At 69.2% G+C, this 13752-nt stretch carries 13 protein-coding genes and 2 pseudogenes; 4 read left to right on the top strand and 11 right to left on the bottom strand.

All coding sequences use genetic code 11. From position 1 onward, the window contains the following. Positions 1-411: 411 nt before the first annotated feature. The 5 genes and pseudogenes from ACIBEA_RS43465 to ACIBEA_RS43445 all read right to left on the bottom strand — a co-directional run. A complete protein-coding gene (locus ACIBEA_RS43465) occupies positions 412-942 on the bottom strand; it encodes a GNAT family N-acetyltransferase (RefSeq protein ID WP_399269916.1) in 531 nt (176 codons plus the stop codon). A 240-nt stretch (positions 943-1182) separates the two neighbouring features. After that, positions 1183-1395, bottom strand: coding sequence for a hypothetical protein (locus ACIBEA_RS43460; protein WP_399269914.1), 213 nt, complete (start codon positions 1393-1395; stop codon positions 1183-1185). Positions 1396-1461: 66 nt separating this feature from the next. Beyond that, the gene (locus tag ACIBEA_RS43455) at positions 1462-2364 is read right to left on the bottom strand and encodes a LysR family transcriptional regulator (RefSeq protein ID WP_399269912.1); all 903 of its coding nucleotides are present in this window, start codon (positions 2362-2364) and stop codon (positions 1462-1464) included. Positions 2365-2422: 58 nt separating this feature from the next. Then, complete coding sequence (locus ACIBEA_RS43450) at positions 2423-3652, bottom strand: IS256 family transposase (RefSeq protein WP_399269922.1); 1230 nt, start codon at positions 3650-3652, stop codon at positions 2423-2425. A gap of 121 nt (positions 3653-3773) precedes the next feature. Further along, a pseudogene (locus ACIBEA_RS43445) lies at positions 3774-3869 on the bottom strand (IS5/IS1182 family transposase); the annotation flags it as partial. 544 nt (positions 3870-4413) lie between these two features. Between ACIBEA_RS43445 and ACIBEA_RS43440 the strand changes: the two are divergent. Next, a complete protein-coding gene (locus ACIBEA_RS43440) occupies positions 4414-6090 on the top strand; it encodes an RICIN domain-containing protein (protein WP_399269910.1) in 1677 nt (558 codons plus the stop codon). Here ACIBEA_RS43440 and ACIBEA_RS43435 read toward each other — a convergent pair. Both ACIBEA_RS43435 and ACIBEA_RS43430 read right to left on the bottom strand, forming a co-directional pair. Beyond that, positions 6008-6421, bottom strand: coding sequence for a transposase (locus ACIBEA_RS43435; protein WP_399269908.1), 414 nt, complete (start codon positions 6419-6421; stop codon positions 6008-6010). The two genes, ACIBEA_RS43440 and ACIBEA_RS43435, sit on opposite strands and share 83 nt — an antisense overlap. A 91-nt stretch (positions 6422-6512) precedes the next feature. Then, a complete protein-coding gene (locus tag ACIBEA_RS43430; protein ID WP_399269920.1) occupies positions 6513-6956 on the bottom strand; it encodes a transposase in 444 nt (147 codons plus the stop codon). Here ACIBEA_RS43430 and ACIBEA_RS43425 point away from each other — a divergent pair. Then, a pseudogene (locus tag ACIBEA_RS43425) lies at positions 6922-8047 on the top strand (IS3 family transposase). The gene ACIBEA_RS43430 and the pseudogene ACIBEA_RS43425 sit on opposite strands and share 35 nt — an antisense overlap. A gap of 628 nt (positions 8048-8675) precedes the next feature. Here the strand turns inward: ACIBEA_RS43425 and ACIBEA_RS43420 are convergent. After that, the gene (locus tag ACIBEA_RS43420; RefSeq protein WP_399269906.1) at positions 8676-8891 is read right to left on the bottom strand and encodes an expansin C-terminal domain-related protein; all 216 of its coding nucleotides are present in this window, start codon (positions 8889-8891) and stop codon (positions 8676-8678) included. Positions 8892-8920: 29 nt separating this feature from the next. On the opposite strand from ACIBEA_RS43420, the gene ACIBEA_RS43415 reads away from it, so the two are divergent. Further along, positions 8921-10189: an IS256 family transposase gene (locus ACIBEA_RS43415; protein ID WP_399269918.1), complete on the top strand. Its 1269-nt coding sequence runs from the start codon at positions 8921-8923 to the stop codon at positions 10187-10189. Between the two features lie 188 nt (positions 10190-10377). Beyond that, positions 10378-11142: an SDR family NAD(P)-dependent oxidoreductase gene (locus tag ACIBEA_RS43410; protein ID WP_399269904.1), complete on the top strand. Its 765-nt coding sequence runs from the start codon at positions 10378-10380 to the stop codon at positions 11140-11142. A 138-nt stretch (positions 11143-11280) separates the two neighbouring features. Here ACIBEA_RS43410 and ACIBEA_RS43405 read toward each other — a convergent pair whose 3' ends face one another. From ACIBEA_RS43405 to ACIBEA_RS43395, 3 genes are all read right to left on the bottom strand, one after another. Beyond that, entirely contained in the window at positions 11281-12543 is a 1263-nt protein-coding gene (locus ACIBEA_RS43405) for a beta-ketoacyl-[acyl-carrier-protein] synthase family protein (protein ID WP_399269902.1), read from the bottom strand. Continuing rightward, complete coding sequence (locus ACIBEA_RS43400) at positions 12540-12782, bottom strand: acyl carrier protein (protein WP_399269900.1); 243 nt, start codon at positions 12780-12782, stop codon at positions 12540-12542. Before ACIBEA_RS43400 ends, ACIBEA_RS43405 begins: the two co-directional genes overlap by 4 nt. Positions 12783-12992: 210 nt before the next feature. After that, on the bottom strand, positions 12993-13442 hold the full coding sequence (locus tag ACIBEA_RS43395) for a DUF6415 family natural product biosynthesis protein (RefSeq protein WP_399269898.1): 450 nt from the start codon (positions 13440-13442) through the stop codon (positions 12993-12995). Positions 13443-13752: the final 310 nt, after the last annotated feature.

Raw genomic sequence — 13752 nt, 5'->3', positions numbered from 1 at the left:
CGTTGGTACTGGCCACCTGGGGCACTACTCCTTCTCCGCCCTCGACTCAATGAATCATCCAGTATGCCTGGCTTGAGCCACTTTGACAGAGAGGGGGGGCCGTGGCGGCGGAACGCTTCCCCGGCCCCGGCCCCGGCCCGGAGCCCGAGGGCAGAGCACCTGTAGCCCGTCTCCAGGGTTCAGCCCCTCAGTCGTTCAGCCGACGTCGCTGCGCCGGGAACTGGCGGCGGACAGCCCATGTCCGGTGGCCTCGGTGCAGCGACGCCGGCCAAGGACGGCTGGACCGTACCCGCCGGACGGGCGTCCGACCACCGAGGCGGCGCCCCCAGGAGTGATCCGTGCTGGCCTGGCGGGTCGGCTGATGGTTGATCGGCAGGCGGCAGCCGGACCGGTGAACCCTCGGCCCAGGCATCAGGGCCTCAGCAGTCCGCCCACCCACCAGTCGTGCGGCTTGCCATCGTTGGCGATGCTGCGATTGCGCAGTGTCCCTTCGACGGTGAAGCCGAGTTTCTCGGCGACGGCACGCGAGCCGGTGTTCCCGGTCATGGCCCACCACTCGATGCGGTGCACGTCGAGCGTGGCCCAGCCCCAGTCACACAGGGCCCGAGCGGCCTCCACCGAGTACCCGCGTCCGCGCTGCTCCTTGACCGCCCAGTAACCGAGCTCCCAGACGCCGCGACTGATGAGTGTCAGGCAGTACGAGCCGACCAGGGCGCCGGTGTCCTTGCGGAACGCGCCGAAGGTGTAGTCCTTGTCCTCGGCCCACTGGGCGGGCAGCTCCTCGCCGACGAGCTTCTCCGCGTCAGCACGCCGGTACGGCACCGGCACCGGCGTGTAGAACTGGATGTCTTCGTCCTGGCAGGCTTCGTACACCGCATCCACGTCGGCAGGTGCGAAGGCCCGCAACAGCAGACGGCCGGTCTCGAGGGTCACTGGATCCATCGCCGCAGTATGACCACCATCCCACAGCGGCGACCAGCGAATATCCCGAGCGAGCACCGCCCCTCACCACACCCCAGATCAACTGCCCTGCAACGCGGCTGCACCCGCCATCGATCCCGCGGCATCGAGGAGCGGTCCGAGCCTGCCCACGCCCGATTCCGGGTGCGCGAAGACCCCCATCAGGGAGGGGAGAGCGGGGAACGTCACTGAAGTCGCCTTCCTCGGGGCGGAGCGGGGCCCTCACGGTGGAGGTGACCGGCGATCCAGATGCCGCGGGCATCTGGGCCCGCGGATCAACAGCGCCTCGACGTACTGCCGGATCAAAGGGCTCGGCGGCGTCTTCTGATCGCTCAAGTGCCGCATGTACCTGCGGCAGAGGTCGTCGAGTGTCGTTGTCGCCGCCCCGTCGTCGACGGGGCGGATGCCTTCCCAGACAGCCAGGTCGTAGCTCATGGCCGCATTGCGTGCGACCTGGCTGACAGGCCACTCCGTCCTTCTGGCTTCATTCCCGCTTATGCGTCAGTCCGGCAGCCAGCGCAGCTCGTGCGCCAGGGTTTTGGCGACGGCACGGATGCGGTGGTGGAGGGGCGACTGGTCGCGTGGGAGGACCAGGTGGATGGTCAGGCCGGGCGCGCCCCGTAGCGGTCGCCAGGTGAGACCGGCTGGTTGTGCCGTGGCCGCGGCTTCTCCGGCCGGGGCGAGGGTGAGCCCGTCGCGCAGGTCGCGCTGGGACATGTCGAAGGAGACCGCGGGCGTGTGGAACCGGGGGAGTGGCCGGGTGTCCCGGAACAGTGCAGACAGCTGATCGTGGATCACCGGGTTGGCCGTACGGTCCGGGAGCCGCAGCGGGTACGCGGCCGCGTCGGCGATCTCGATCTCCGGGTGCTCGGCCAGCGGATGGTGCTGCGCCAGCTGGACCCCGACGCGCATGCGCCGCAGCAGGAACCGGCGTACGCCACGGCCTGGTTGTTCCCCGCGGGTGATCCCGGCATCGATGCGGCCGTCGGCGACCGCGGGGGAGATCTCCGGTGTCGCCATCGGGACCGCGCCGACATCGAGTCCGGCGTTGTCGCGCATCAGCCTGTCCACCAGGGCCGGCGCCGTCTCGGCCCCGGCGCTGAGGCTGTATCCGATGCGCAGCGTGCCCAGTTCACCGGCCGCCGCGCTCCGGGCGGTGTCCCAGGCGCGGTCCAGCGCCGCCAGCGCGGGCGGCGCGGACTCCGCCAAAGCCGCACCGGCCGTGGTCAATGCGACGCTGCGCGTGTCGCGGACCAGCAGGGCCGTACCGAGCTCTGCCTCCAACCGGCGCATCCGGGCGCTGAGCGCGGGCTGTGCGATACCGATCCGTGCGGCCGCGCGGGTGAAGTTCAACTCCTGCGCCAGCACCAGGAAGTACCGCAGGCTCACCGTGTCCGGCGCCACGCGCCCTCCCTGCCGAGGGTCTGTAAAGTTTTCGGTGTAACTGGGTTGGTTTGTCGGCTCAGATTCGGTTGTGGGTGAGGCGTCCGTCGAAGGCGATGTCGAAGGCCTGGAGTGCTCGCTTCCAGCGGGTGGTCCAGCGTTTGCGGCCGGCTCCGGTCGGGTCGAGGGACATCACCGCGAGGTAGACGCACTTCATGGCCGCGTTCTCGGAGGGGAAGTGGCCGCGGGCCCTGACCGCCCGGCGGATGCGGGCGTTGACGGACTCGATCGCGTTGGTCGTGCAGACGATCCGGCGGATCTCGGCGTCGAACTGCGGGAACGGGACGAACTCGGCCCAGGCGTTCTCCCACAACCGCACGATCGCCGGATACTTCTGGCCCCATTCCTCGCAGAACTCGAGAAACCGACTGGTGGCCGCGTCTTCGGTCGGGGCGGTGTAGACAGGCTTGAGTGCCTTGGCGATCTTGTCCCAGTCCTGGCGGCCGGCATAGCGGAACGATGCTCGCAGGAGATGGACGACGCAGGTCTGGACGACGGTCTGGGGCCAGACCTCGCCGACCGCGTCGGGCAGGCCCTTCAGCCCGTCGCAGACCAGCATGAGGACGTCCTCGACGCCGCGGTTCTTCAGCTCGGTCAGGACCCGAAGCCAGTGCCTGGCGCCCTCGCCGCCTTCGCCGCCGGCCCACAGTCCGAGGATGTCGCGATGGCCTTCGGCCGTGACCGCCAACGCCACATAGATGGGGCGGTTGGCGACCTGGCCGTCGCGGATCTTCACGTTGATGCAGTCGATGAAGACCACCGGGTAGACGCGGTCGAGGGGGCGGGCTTGCCATTCGGCCATGCCCTCCATCACCGAATCGGTGATCGTGGAGATGGTCTGCTTGGAGACCTCGGCTCCATAGACCTCGGCCAGATGAGCCGAGATCTCGCCGTGGGTCAGGCCCTTCGCCGAGAGCGACAGGACCATCTCGTCGACGCCGGCCAGCCGGCGCTGACGCTTCTTCACGATCTGCGGCTCGAACGCTCCCTCGCGGTCCCGCGGCACATCGATCTCGACCGGGCCGACGTCGGTGACGACCGTCTTGGAGCGTTTACCGTTCCTCGAGTTGCCGCCGTTCTTCCCGGCCGGATCGTGGCGGTCATAACCGAGATGATCCGTCATCTCACCCTCGAGAGCGGACTCCAGCAGCCGCTTCGTCAACTGCTGAAGCAGCCCGCCCTCGCCCGTCAGCTGCAGGCCCTCGGCCTGGGCCCGGGCTACGAGCTCGTTCAGGAACCGGTCATCCACGCCCGCCGACGCGCTCTCCGCCTCGGACGGTGTGGCTATGTTCTCGCTGGTCACAGGTGCAATCCTCCATGATCGGAGTTACACCGTTCCTTTTACAGTCCCACACGATCGTCATAGCGGGCAGACGCCCGGCATACCGGAGCCTTCTGGCCGGACGAGCCGGCAACAGTGGGGCCACTCGTTCCCACAAGTCATCAGACGCAAGGTCAGCAGGCAGCCCACCAACGCTGCCCCTACACTACCCAACTGCCAAGCCTCACAGCAGACTTCATTCTGAAAGCATCAGTAAGGTCTGGGCTCGTATCCGGGTGCGGTTGGCAGCAGGTCCAAGTGACACGAAGTGAGGGGCGCAGATCGACGGCGATGTCGTCATCACCGCGCATGTTCCCCGAGGACGGGGCTTCGGGCCTGTACCAGGTGATCAACCAGCGGCATCTCAAGTCGTCCACGATCTTGACCACGTACGTCGGGATCGCGGACTGGGCCGGCGCACCCTGGCGGTCGACGACCAGGAGTCCCTGCGCCGGACCGTGCTGGAGCTGGCCGAGCGGGTCAGCGCTGCGCGGCCGGGTCGGCGACGGGGACCGGGTCGGCGACGGGGGCCCGGTTGGCCCGTAGACCGGGACCTTCGGCCGTGCTGCTCGCGACCTTATCCTCCTGCGAACAGGGGCCCGCCCGCCCATTCTGATGGCGTGTCACTTATATGGAACAGACAACGCGGTCATCATCAGAACCGTCGCGCACGGACCCGTTGGTGGCCGGTGCTGCTCGCCGTAGCCGTCCTGGGCGCCGTGGCGGGCGGTGGCGGGAGCGCCGGTGCGGACGACGCTCCGGGGGATCCGCCGCAGTGGGTCTGGCACGCCTCCTCGCTGCCGCCCGACGAGATCGCGCGCGACGGCGCGGTCTTCCCCAAGGGGCTCGACGGAACCCGCCCGGACCAGCCGCCCCCCAGTCTAAGCCTGTACCTGCACGTTCAGGGGACCCCCTCGGGCGCCAGCCGCTACGACTCCGGGTACGTCGGCACGACCACCGACCGGGACTACGCGCTGCGCCGGATCACCGAGCGCTTCGGCGGCAACGGCTACCTTTACCGGGTGCACGCCACGCCCAACTTTGTTGACGTGGGCGGGTCGTTGGGCGGCTTCTACAACCGGGCCTCCGAGCACGAGTACGCGGCCATGGGCGGCTTCCGGTTCGACCAGGTCGTCGACTGGGAGGAGATCTCCTTCGGGGCAGCGCGGCCGGGCGAGAGCAACGCCGCGTACGACGGGGACCGCTACCGCGGTCTGCGCGCGAGCGGAGGCCAGCCGCAGCTGGCCGGGTTCCCGGCCGGGCACGCGGCCTGGGCGCGGGAGCCGTGGCGGCACTACGCGGGCTGCGGCTCGGCGGCGGCTTCCCACGCCCGTGTCGCCCGTACCGCCGCCGGTGCCGCCCGTACCGCGCTGTCGGCCGAGGAGTGCGGTCCGGTGCGCCAGGCGTACGACGCGGGGCTGGAGTTCTGGCGGTCGGTCCGGCGGGCGGGCCTGGTGCCCGACCGGTGGTTCACCGGCGGCGGGGCGGCCGTGCACCTGGTCAGCGCCGCGACCGGCCGGGTCGCGGAGAACGCCGACGCCGCCGGGGACGGGGGCGCGATCACTACCTGGGACGCGCATCGGGGGCGCTGGCAGCAGTGGCGGCTGGAGCCGGCGGGGCACGACACGTACCTGGTGGTGAACCTCGCCTCGGACAAGGTACTGGACGGTAAGAACAGCAGCGCGGACGGTGAGCCGGTGGTGCAGTGGCAGCGCGACGGGCAGGTGTGGCAGCGCTGGCTGCTCCAGCCCGCGGGCTCCGATCTGTTCCGGCTGGTCAACGCGGCCACCGGGATGGCACTCGACCTCGGCGGCGACGCGGAGGGCGCGGCGGTGGTCCAACGGGCCGTGTCCGCGTCCGGGACCCAGACATGGCGGCTGCGGATGACCGATCCGCTGCACGGTCTGACCGGGGTGCCGCTGACCCTCACCAACACGGCGGGAGACAAGGCAGCGGACGGGCGCAATCGGGGGGCCGACGGCGAGCGCGTCGTGCAGTGGAGTCCGGACGGACAGCCCTGGCAGGAGTGGACGCTGAGCGCGGCCGACGACGGTACGTACGTGGTGGCGAGCGCGGCCACGGGCAAGGTCCTGGACGCCGGGGACGACCCGGGCGACGGCGCGGCCCTCGTCCAGTGGGACCGTACGGACGGGCGCCCACAGCGGTGGCGGATCGAGCCGGACGGGGACGGCGGGGACTGGTTGTTCCTCGTGGACGCGGCGAGCGGCCGTGTCGTCGGCAACGACGGCAGTGGCGAGGACGGCAGTACGCTGACGCTGCGGACTAGGCGGTCGGACGGCGGGGGCGGACAGCGATGGTCCATTGGACCGGTCCGACCGCCAACAGCGCACGTGCCGGCCCGGTGACACCAGTGCGCCGCCCGTGGCCCGCAGCTCGCGCTCGGGCCGCGGGCCACGGGCCACGGGCCACGGGCCACGGGCCACGGGCCACGGGCCACGGGCCACGGGGGTGGACTCCGTCGGACCCGAGGGACGGTAAACGACTGGCCGTCGTCGCCCCGTCGGCCGCGGGTGGCCGGAGCCAGCCCGGTCGGATGCCCTCCTCGTCACGGAGTTCGGCGGTGATCCTGGGGGCTCCGTAGGTGCCGTCGGAGTCCTGGTGGACCTTGCGTATCCGGGCCTCGAGCCTGGCTTCGACGGTCTGCCGGGCCGCTCTTGCTGCCGCGGTGCGCGCCACTAGGAGAAGCTCGAGCGGGAGAGGCCGAGGATGTCGCAGAGCCGCTTCACGCCGTGACGGCGCTGGTGATCGTCAACGAACTGGTAGCGGTTCACCAGCGCGTCTCCGTCGCGAAATGCCGGGCCGTCTTACGCAGGTTGTCGCGCTCTTCCTCCAGCTCACGGATCCTCTTACGGGCTGCGGCGAGCTCCGCCGGAACGCCGTCACCGGCGTTCCGGGCAGCGGTCGGCCCTGACGAGCGGGTGCCCGGCAGGCGGCCGTTGGCCGCCCGGATCCAGTTCCGCAGCGTCTCGGTGTTCACCCCCAGATCACCGGCGCCCGACTTGATCGTCGCTCCCGGTCTCGACCGGAACAAGCCGACCGCGTCCGCCTTGAACTCAGCGGGGTAATGCTTCCCTATGTTGTTCTGCGGGACAGGGCGAGCCCTTCGTATGGTTCTCCCACCCAGGGGCGACGGGTGTGGCTTGTAGTGAGCTGTACTGAGTTTTGTGGAGTCCCTGATGCCAGGGTTACGGTCCTGGCGAAGGAGAACCACCAGCACCAGGGCAGCACCCCGTAAATATCCGGACGAACTGCGCGAGCGGGCGATCCGCGGGGTCCGCACCACCGGCCGCCCGATCGCGCACGTCGCGAAGGACCTCGGCGTCCACAAGGAGGCCATGCGCGGCTGGGTCCGGCAGGCCGAGGCCGACCGCGGCGAGCGGGACGACCGGCTCACCACCGCCGAGCTTGACGAGCTCAAGCAACTCCGAAGGGAGTAGCGGAGTTGCGGCGGGCGAACGAGATCCTGAAAGCCGCCTCGGTGTTTTTTGCCCAGGAGATCGACCGTCCCCGGACGAGGCCGAACAGGTGATCGACCACCTTCGTGACAAAGGTCTCGGGGTCGATCCCGGCTGCCGGGTCCTGGAGCTGTCGCCGTCGACGTACTTCGCCCGCAAGAAGCGGCCGAAGTCGGCCCGTCGGCTCCGCGACGAACAGCTCATGCCGCTGATCGAGGAGATCCACGCGGAGTCCGGGGCCACCTACGGCGCCCGCCGGATCACCCGCGCGCTTCGGCGCAAGGGCCAGGTGGCCCGCTGCACCGTCGAGCGGCTGATGGCCGAGCTGGGCCTGGAGGGCGTCATCCGCGGCCAGCGGCGCCGCACCACGGTCCGGAGCCGTCGGCGCCCGGCCGCCGGACCTGGTCGACCGTGATTTCACCGCCTTGCGGCCCGACCAGCTGTGGGTGGCGGACATGACGTATGTCCGCACCTGGTCGGGCTGGGCGTATGTGGAGACGGAGGATCAAGAAGGACTCCGGCCTCGTACATCACAGCGACCGCGGGTCAATACGTATCAATTCGGTATACCGACCGACTGTCCGACATCGGCGTCTCCGCGTCAGTCGGCTCGGTCGCGGACTCGTACGACAACGCGATGGCTGAGGCCCTGAACGGCACCTTCAAGGCCGAGCTGTTCGAGATGCAGGGCCCCTGGAAGGACGTCGACCAGGTCGAGCGGGCGATCTTCCAGTGGATCACCTGGTACAACGAGGAGCGTCTCCACTCCGCGCTCGACTATGTTCCGCCGGCCGAGTACGAGGAAGCCTTCTGGCGGAGCCAGGAGCAAATCCCGCAGCCCACCTAAACCAACCAAGATCGGACTCCACAAAACTCGGGACAGCTCAACGTGGCTCACACGGGGTGTGTTCCCAGGCTGGGGATCACGCCAGGCGGCTCGACAGATGTGCTGTGTGTCTGCGGATGGCGGCCTGCCGAGAGGGACAACCCCTACACGGTGAGAACGGGAATCGGGCTGGGGGCACCGGCTTCATGCCGGTGCCCCCAGCCCGATGGACATCGGATCCGCCGAGTACGCGCCGCTCCCTCACACCCGCCGCCACCAGGGTCACTCAGCAGCGCGGTCTCCATGATCCATCGCCTTCAGGCGGGCGAAGCGTGTAGTTCCAGTCTCCGCAGAAGCGTTGTCGGTGGGCAGGGCATCGATGCCTACCGACTCCGAGTGGGAGTTCATAGGGCCGTACCTGCCGATCGGCAGCGAGTACGGCCCGTACCTTGAGCGGCTGACCCGCAGCTCGAGGGCGGGGCCGGAACCGGACCACCCGCACGCCTGACCGGGAACGCACGCGGGGCGCCAGCGCATTCCAGCCGATGAACGATGCCGGAAGGCCACGGGAGGGAGGACTGCGTGCACGGTTTGAAGCGGCGAGGGCTGGAGAGGGGGCATCAGCCACCGCGCCAGCCCCCGACCCTACTCAGAAGCCGGGTGCTGTTGCGGTCTGGCCGAACTGCCAGTTGGCAGGGAAGACATTGCTGGCGATCACTGTGCGGTCGTGACTGTCGGTCACCTTGAAGCTGAGGGCCTGGCCCTGAAGGGGTTGGAGCGCCCGCCAGTTCGCACCATAGTTGCGCGTCATGCTCTGGCAGTTGGTGTTGCGGGCCTGTAAAAGGAACGGTGTAACTCCGATCATGGAGGATTGCACCTGTGACCAGCGAGAACATAGCCATAGCGCCTGAGGCTGGGGCCTCGTCGGCGGCTGTCGATGACCGGTTCCTGAACGAGCTCGTGGCCCGGGCTCAGGCCGAGGGCCTGCAGCTGACGGGCGAGGGCGGTCTGCTCCAGCAGCTGACCAAGCGGCTGCTGGAGTCCGCTCTCGAGGGCGAGATGACGGACCATCTCGGCTACGACCGGCACGATCCCGCGGGTAAGAACGGCGGCAACTCGAGGAACGGGAAACGCTCCAAGACCGTGGTGACCGACGTCGGCCCGGTCGAGATCGACGTGCCGCGGGACCGCGAGGGAGCGTTCGAGCCGCAGATCGTGAAGAAGCGTCAGCGCCGGCTGGCCGGCGTCGACGAGATGGTCCTGTCGCTGTCGGCGAAGGGCCTGACCCACGGTGAGATCTCCGCGCACCTGGCCGAGGTCTACGGAGCTGAGGTCTCCAAGCAGACCATCTCGACGATCACTGATTCGGTGATGGAGGGCATGGCCGAGTGGCAGGCCCGCCCGCTCGGCCGCGTCTATCCGGTCGTGTTCATTGACTGCATCAACGTGAAGATCCGCGACGGCCAGGTCGCCAACCGCCCCATCTACGTGGCCCTCGCGGTCACGGCCGAAGGCCACCGCGACATCCTCGGACTATGGGCCGGCGGCGAAGGCGGGGAAGGCGCCAGGCACTGGCTGCGGGTCCTGACCGAACTGAAAAACCGCGGCGTCGAGGACGTCCTGATGCTGGTCTGCGACGGGCTGAAGGGCCTGCCCGACGCGGTCGGCGAGGTCTGGCCCCAGACCGTCGTCCAGACCTGCGTCGTTCACCTGCTGCGGGCGTCGTTCCGCTATGCCGGCCGCCAGGACTGGGACAGGATCGCGAAAGCACTGAAGCCCGTTTATACCGCGCCGACCGAGGACGCGGCCACCAGCCGGTTCCCCGAGTTCTGCGAGGAATGGGGGCAGAAGTATCCGGCGATCGTGCGGTTGTGGGAGAACGCCGGGGCCGAGTTCGTCCCGTTCCCGCAGTTCGACGCCGAGATACGGCGGATCGTCTGCACGACGAACGCGATCGAGTCCGTCAACGCGAGGATCCGCCGGGCGGTCAGGGCCCGCGGCCACTTCCCCTCCGAGCACGCCGCTCTGAAGTGCGTCTACCTCGCGGTGATGTCCCTGGACCCGACCGGCGCCGGCCGCAAACGCTGGACCACCCGCTGGAAGCGAGCTCTCCAGGCCTTCGACATCGCCTTCGACGGACGCCTCACCAACAACCGAATCTGACCTACAAACCGACCACGGTTACACCGTCTACTGGACAGGCCCCTCAGGCCCGCATCGTGGCGGCCGGTTCGTTCGTTGAAGCGGCAGGGTAACGGGGCAAACCTCTCCGGGCCGGGGCGCTGTGGGCGGCACAGCCGGCGGAGGGGGGCGCCAGCTGCCGGTGCCGGCGCAGCGGAGGTGAGACAGGGATGATCGGGGCCGAGATGTCGCAGGAGTTCGCCGGCAAGACGGCGTTCGTCACCGGTGCGGCCTCTGGGATCGGGCTGGCGGTCGCCCGGCGCCTGGCCGCCGGTGGAGCGGTCCTCGTCCTCACCGACCGCGATGCACAGGGTGGCGAAAGTGTCGCGGCTGATCTGACTGCCGAAGGCGCCCGGGCCTGCTTCCTGCCCATGGACGTCACTGACGAGCAGTCTGTGTCCGACGCCATCCGCCGCGCTGTCGCAGACACGGGCGCCCTGCATCTGGCGGTCAACAGCGCCGGGGTCAGCGGTCTGGTCGCGGCGGTTGCCGGATACCCGGTCGAGGAATGGCGCCGGGTCATGGCAGTCAACCTCGACGGCGTCTTCCACTGCCTGCGCCACCAGATTCCCGCGATGCTTCCCACGGGCGGCGCGATCGTCAACATCACCTCAGTGCTCGGCACCCAGGGTTATGCCGGATCCGGGGCCTACGTCGCGGCCAAACACGCCGTGGCGGGGCTGACGAAAACAGCCGCCCTGGAGTATGCCGCCCGCGGCGTACGGATCAACGCTGTCGCTCCGGGTTTCATCGACACCCCGCTGCTCAGCGCCCTGGACACTGAGCAGCGGCAGTCCCTGACGGCGATGCACCCGGCAGGACGCCTCGGCAAGGCCGACGAGGTCGCCGAACTCGTCGCTTTCCTGCTCTCGCAGCGCGCCTCCTACATCCACGGCAGCTGCCAGCTCGTCGACGGCGGATACAGCGCTCGCTGAGGCTCCGCCCGCCTGCTCACCCAGATCAGTCAGAGCCGTCCAGCCACCCGGCCAGGCAGAGCCGCCCGCCTCGAGGGGCGCGCCCCGATTCACCGGGCCCGCCTCCTTTATCCGCTGCATCGCAGTTCGGCGCAGCCGCTACGCCGCGCGCTGGGACTTCGGCGCGGTTGCGTGAGGGTAGGGCACGAGGCAGATGGCAGCGTTGTGGCCGCCGAATCCGTAAAAGTTGCTGAGGACCGCGCCTGGGGCAAGTTGCCGGGGGGTGTCGTGGACGACGTCGATGCGGCAGTCGTCGTCGGGGCGTGAGAAGTGGGCTGTCGGTGGGATGAGGCAGCGCTCGACGCTCAGGGCCGCGATGGCGGCTTCCAGGGCTCCGGCGGCGCCCATGAGGTGTCCGGTCGTGCCCTTGGTGGAGGTCACCGGGATGCGGAAGTCACCGAACATGTCGGCGAGGGAGCGGGATTCGACCTCATCGTTCTTGCGGGTGCCGGTGCCGTGTGCGTTGACGTGCACGACGTCTGCCGCGGCCAGGCCGGCTTCCGCCAGTGCCTGGCTCATGGCTCGCAGGGGGCCTTGGCCGCTGCCCTCGGGGGCGCTGATGTGGAAGGCGTCGGAGGTGCAGCCGTAGCCGGTGACCTCGCACAGGATCCGTGCTCCGCGCGCGGTCGCCTGCTCCATTTCCTCGAGCATCAGGAACGCGGCGCCCTCCCCCATGACGAAGCCGTTGCGCCGGCGGTCGAAGGGGCACGGTGTCCGTTCGATGCCCTCGCCGGAGGGTGAAAGGGATCCGGAGCGGAGATATGCGAGGAGGTTCAGCGGGGTGATGGCTGCTTCGTTGCCGCCGGCCAGGGCCGTGTCGGCGATGCCGTACTTGACCATCCGAAAGGCCTCGCCCACAGCCTGGGTGCCGGAGGCACAGGCTGTGGTGACACACAGGCTGGGGCCCTTGATGTCGTGCTTCATGCTGATCCACGCGGCGCTCGCGTTGAACATGCTCAGCGGAATGTGGAGGGCTTTGGGCGCACCGGCCACCCGGTCGGGGCGGGCGGCGTGGGCCTGCTCCTGGCTCTGGGCGCCGCCGTGGGCCGTGCCCACGACCACGGCCCGCCGCTCCGGCGCTACCCGCATGCCTCCGGCGTCGAGGACGGCGTCGGTGGCCGCGCTCAGTCCCAGCAGGCTGCACCGGTCCATGCGCAGTGCGTCGCGCGCGCTGGCGTAGGGGTCGGTGTCGAAGGCGGGGACGAGGCAGCCGGTGTCGGCGTCCGGTGCCCACCCTTTCTCGGCGGGCAGACGGCGGGCCGTGGTCGTCCCGGCGAGGAGGTTCTTCCACAGGGTGTCGACGTCGTTGCCCGCGGCCGTTTTGATGCCGACGCCGGTGACCACGACTCGGCGTCCCCTCACGCCCTCGCCTCGACCTGCGCGCGGATCATGCGGACCAGCTCGCGCACACAGCCTGCTTCCCGGACGGCGCCCTCCGGCAGGCGGACCGCGTACGCCTCGCTGAGGGACACGTTGATTTCCGCGTAGTCCAGGCTGTCCATGTGCAGGTCCGCGAACGCGGTATCCGCGTCGACCTGGCGGGCGATCACAGCACCGACGGCCCCAGCCACGTCCGTGGCCAGCTCATCGACAGTACTCAACTCCCACACCTCCACTCCTACGGTGCGGAACTCGGAAACTCGCTCCGCCGCCCGGCACTCTAAGCACGCATACCAACATATTTCCGGCATCCGCGCGGAAGGCGGCTGTACGTGAGTAGCCGTCGGAGCACAAGCAACCCGTACAGGCGCAAAAACGGTTCTGCATGGGCCTGTCGAGCTGCACGCTGAGTGATCTGGTGGTCGCATGACTCAGGTCGGGTCACAAGTCCCCGTGGCCCTCTCCGGAGCAAAGGAAAATCCATGCGTTCCCACCTGCGCCTGCTCGCCACCGCCCGAGCGCTCCAGGGAACGGTGAAGCCCTTCAACGAGGCGTGCCCTGCCGTGCACGTACGCGAGGACGCCCAGGCCTGAAGACGTCACCGACAGGCGTCGGGCCGCTTCGGCCATGCCGTATGCCAGCAGTTCGCCGAGTTCAGATTCGGCCGGCAGGACAGCGACGCGGGCCTCGAGCTCCTCCAGGATCACCCGGGCATGGCCGGTGAGCTCGAGCGCTGCCAGGTCGATCTCTTCCAGCGGAGGGGCTGTCGGTGTGGACCACGCGAGCACCTGTGCCGCTCGCCGTAGGTGAACTTCCCGGTCGAGCGGCAGCCCACGGCCGAGCTCTCCGTCCGGATCCTCCACGAACCCCACACCGGCCACGACGGCCCTCCTCCGCATCACGCACATCACCCGAGCCCGCCCACCCGCACCCAATCTCGCGGGGAATCGGGTACGGCGTGCCTTTCCGTATTTCGGAGCATGACAGTTCGCCGGATGCACCCGCGGCCCCCATCCGCAACAAGCAGACGCATGCTGTGCGCGGGGGACTTGCGCCGGCGGAATATCGGGCGCCCGGCAGTCCGGGGAGGGGGATGTGTCAATCCCCTCGGGCTGTGGAGATCTTTCAAGCGGCCAGCTCCACGGTGAGGCCGGCCTGGTGTTCTCGTTCGTAGTCGATCGGGCTGTGGTA

This window comes from Streptomyces sp. NPDC051555 (assembly GCF_044454405.1).
In the GTDB taxonomy this organism is placed as follows: domain Bacteria; phylum Actinomycetota; class Actinomycetes; order Streptomycetales; family Streptomycetaceae; genus Streptomyces.
Note: the sequence above shows the minus strand (reverse complement) of the source record. Positions and strands in the feature narration are given on the sequence as shown.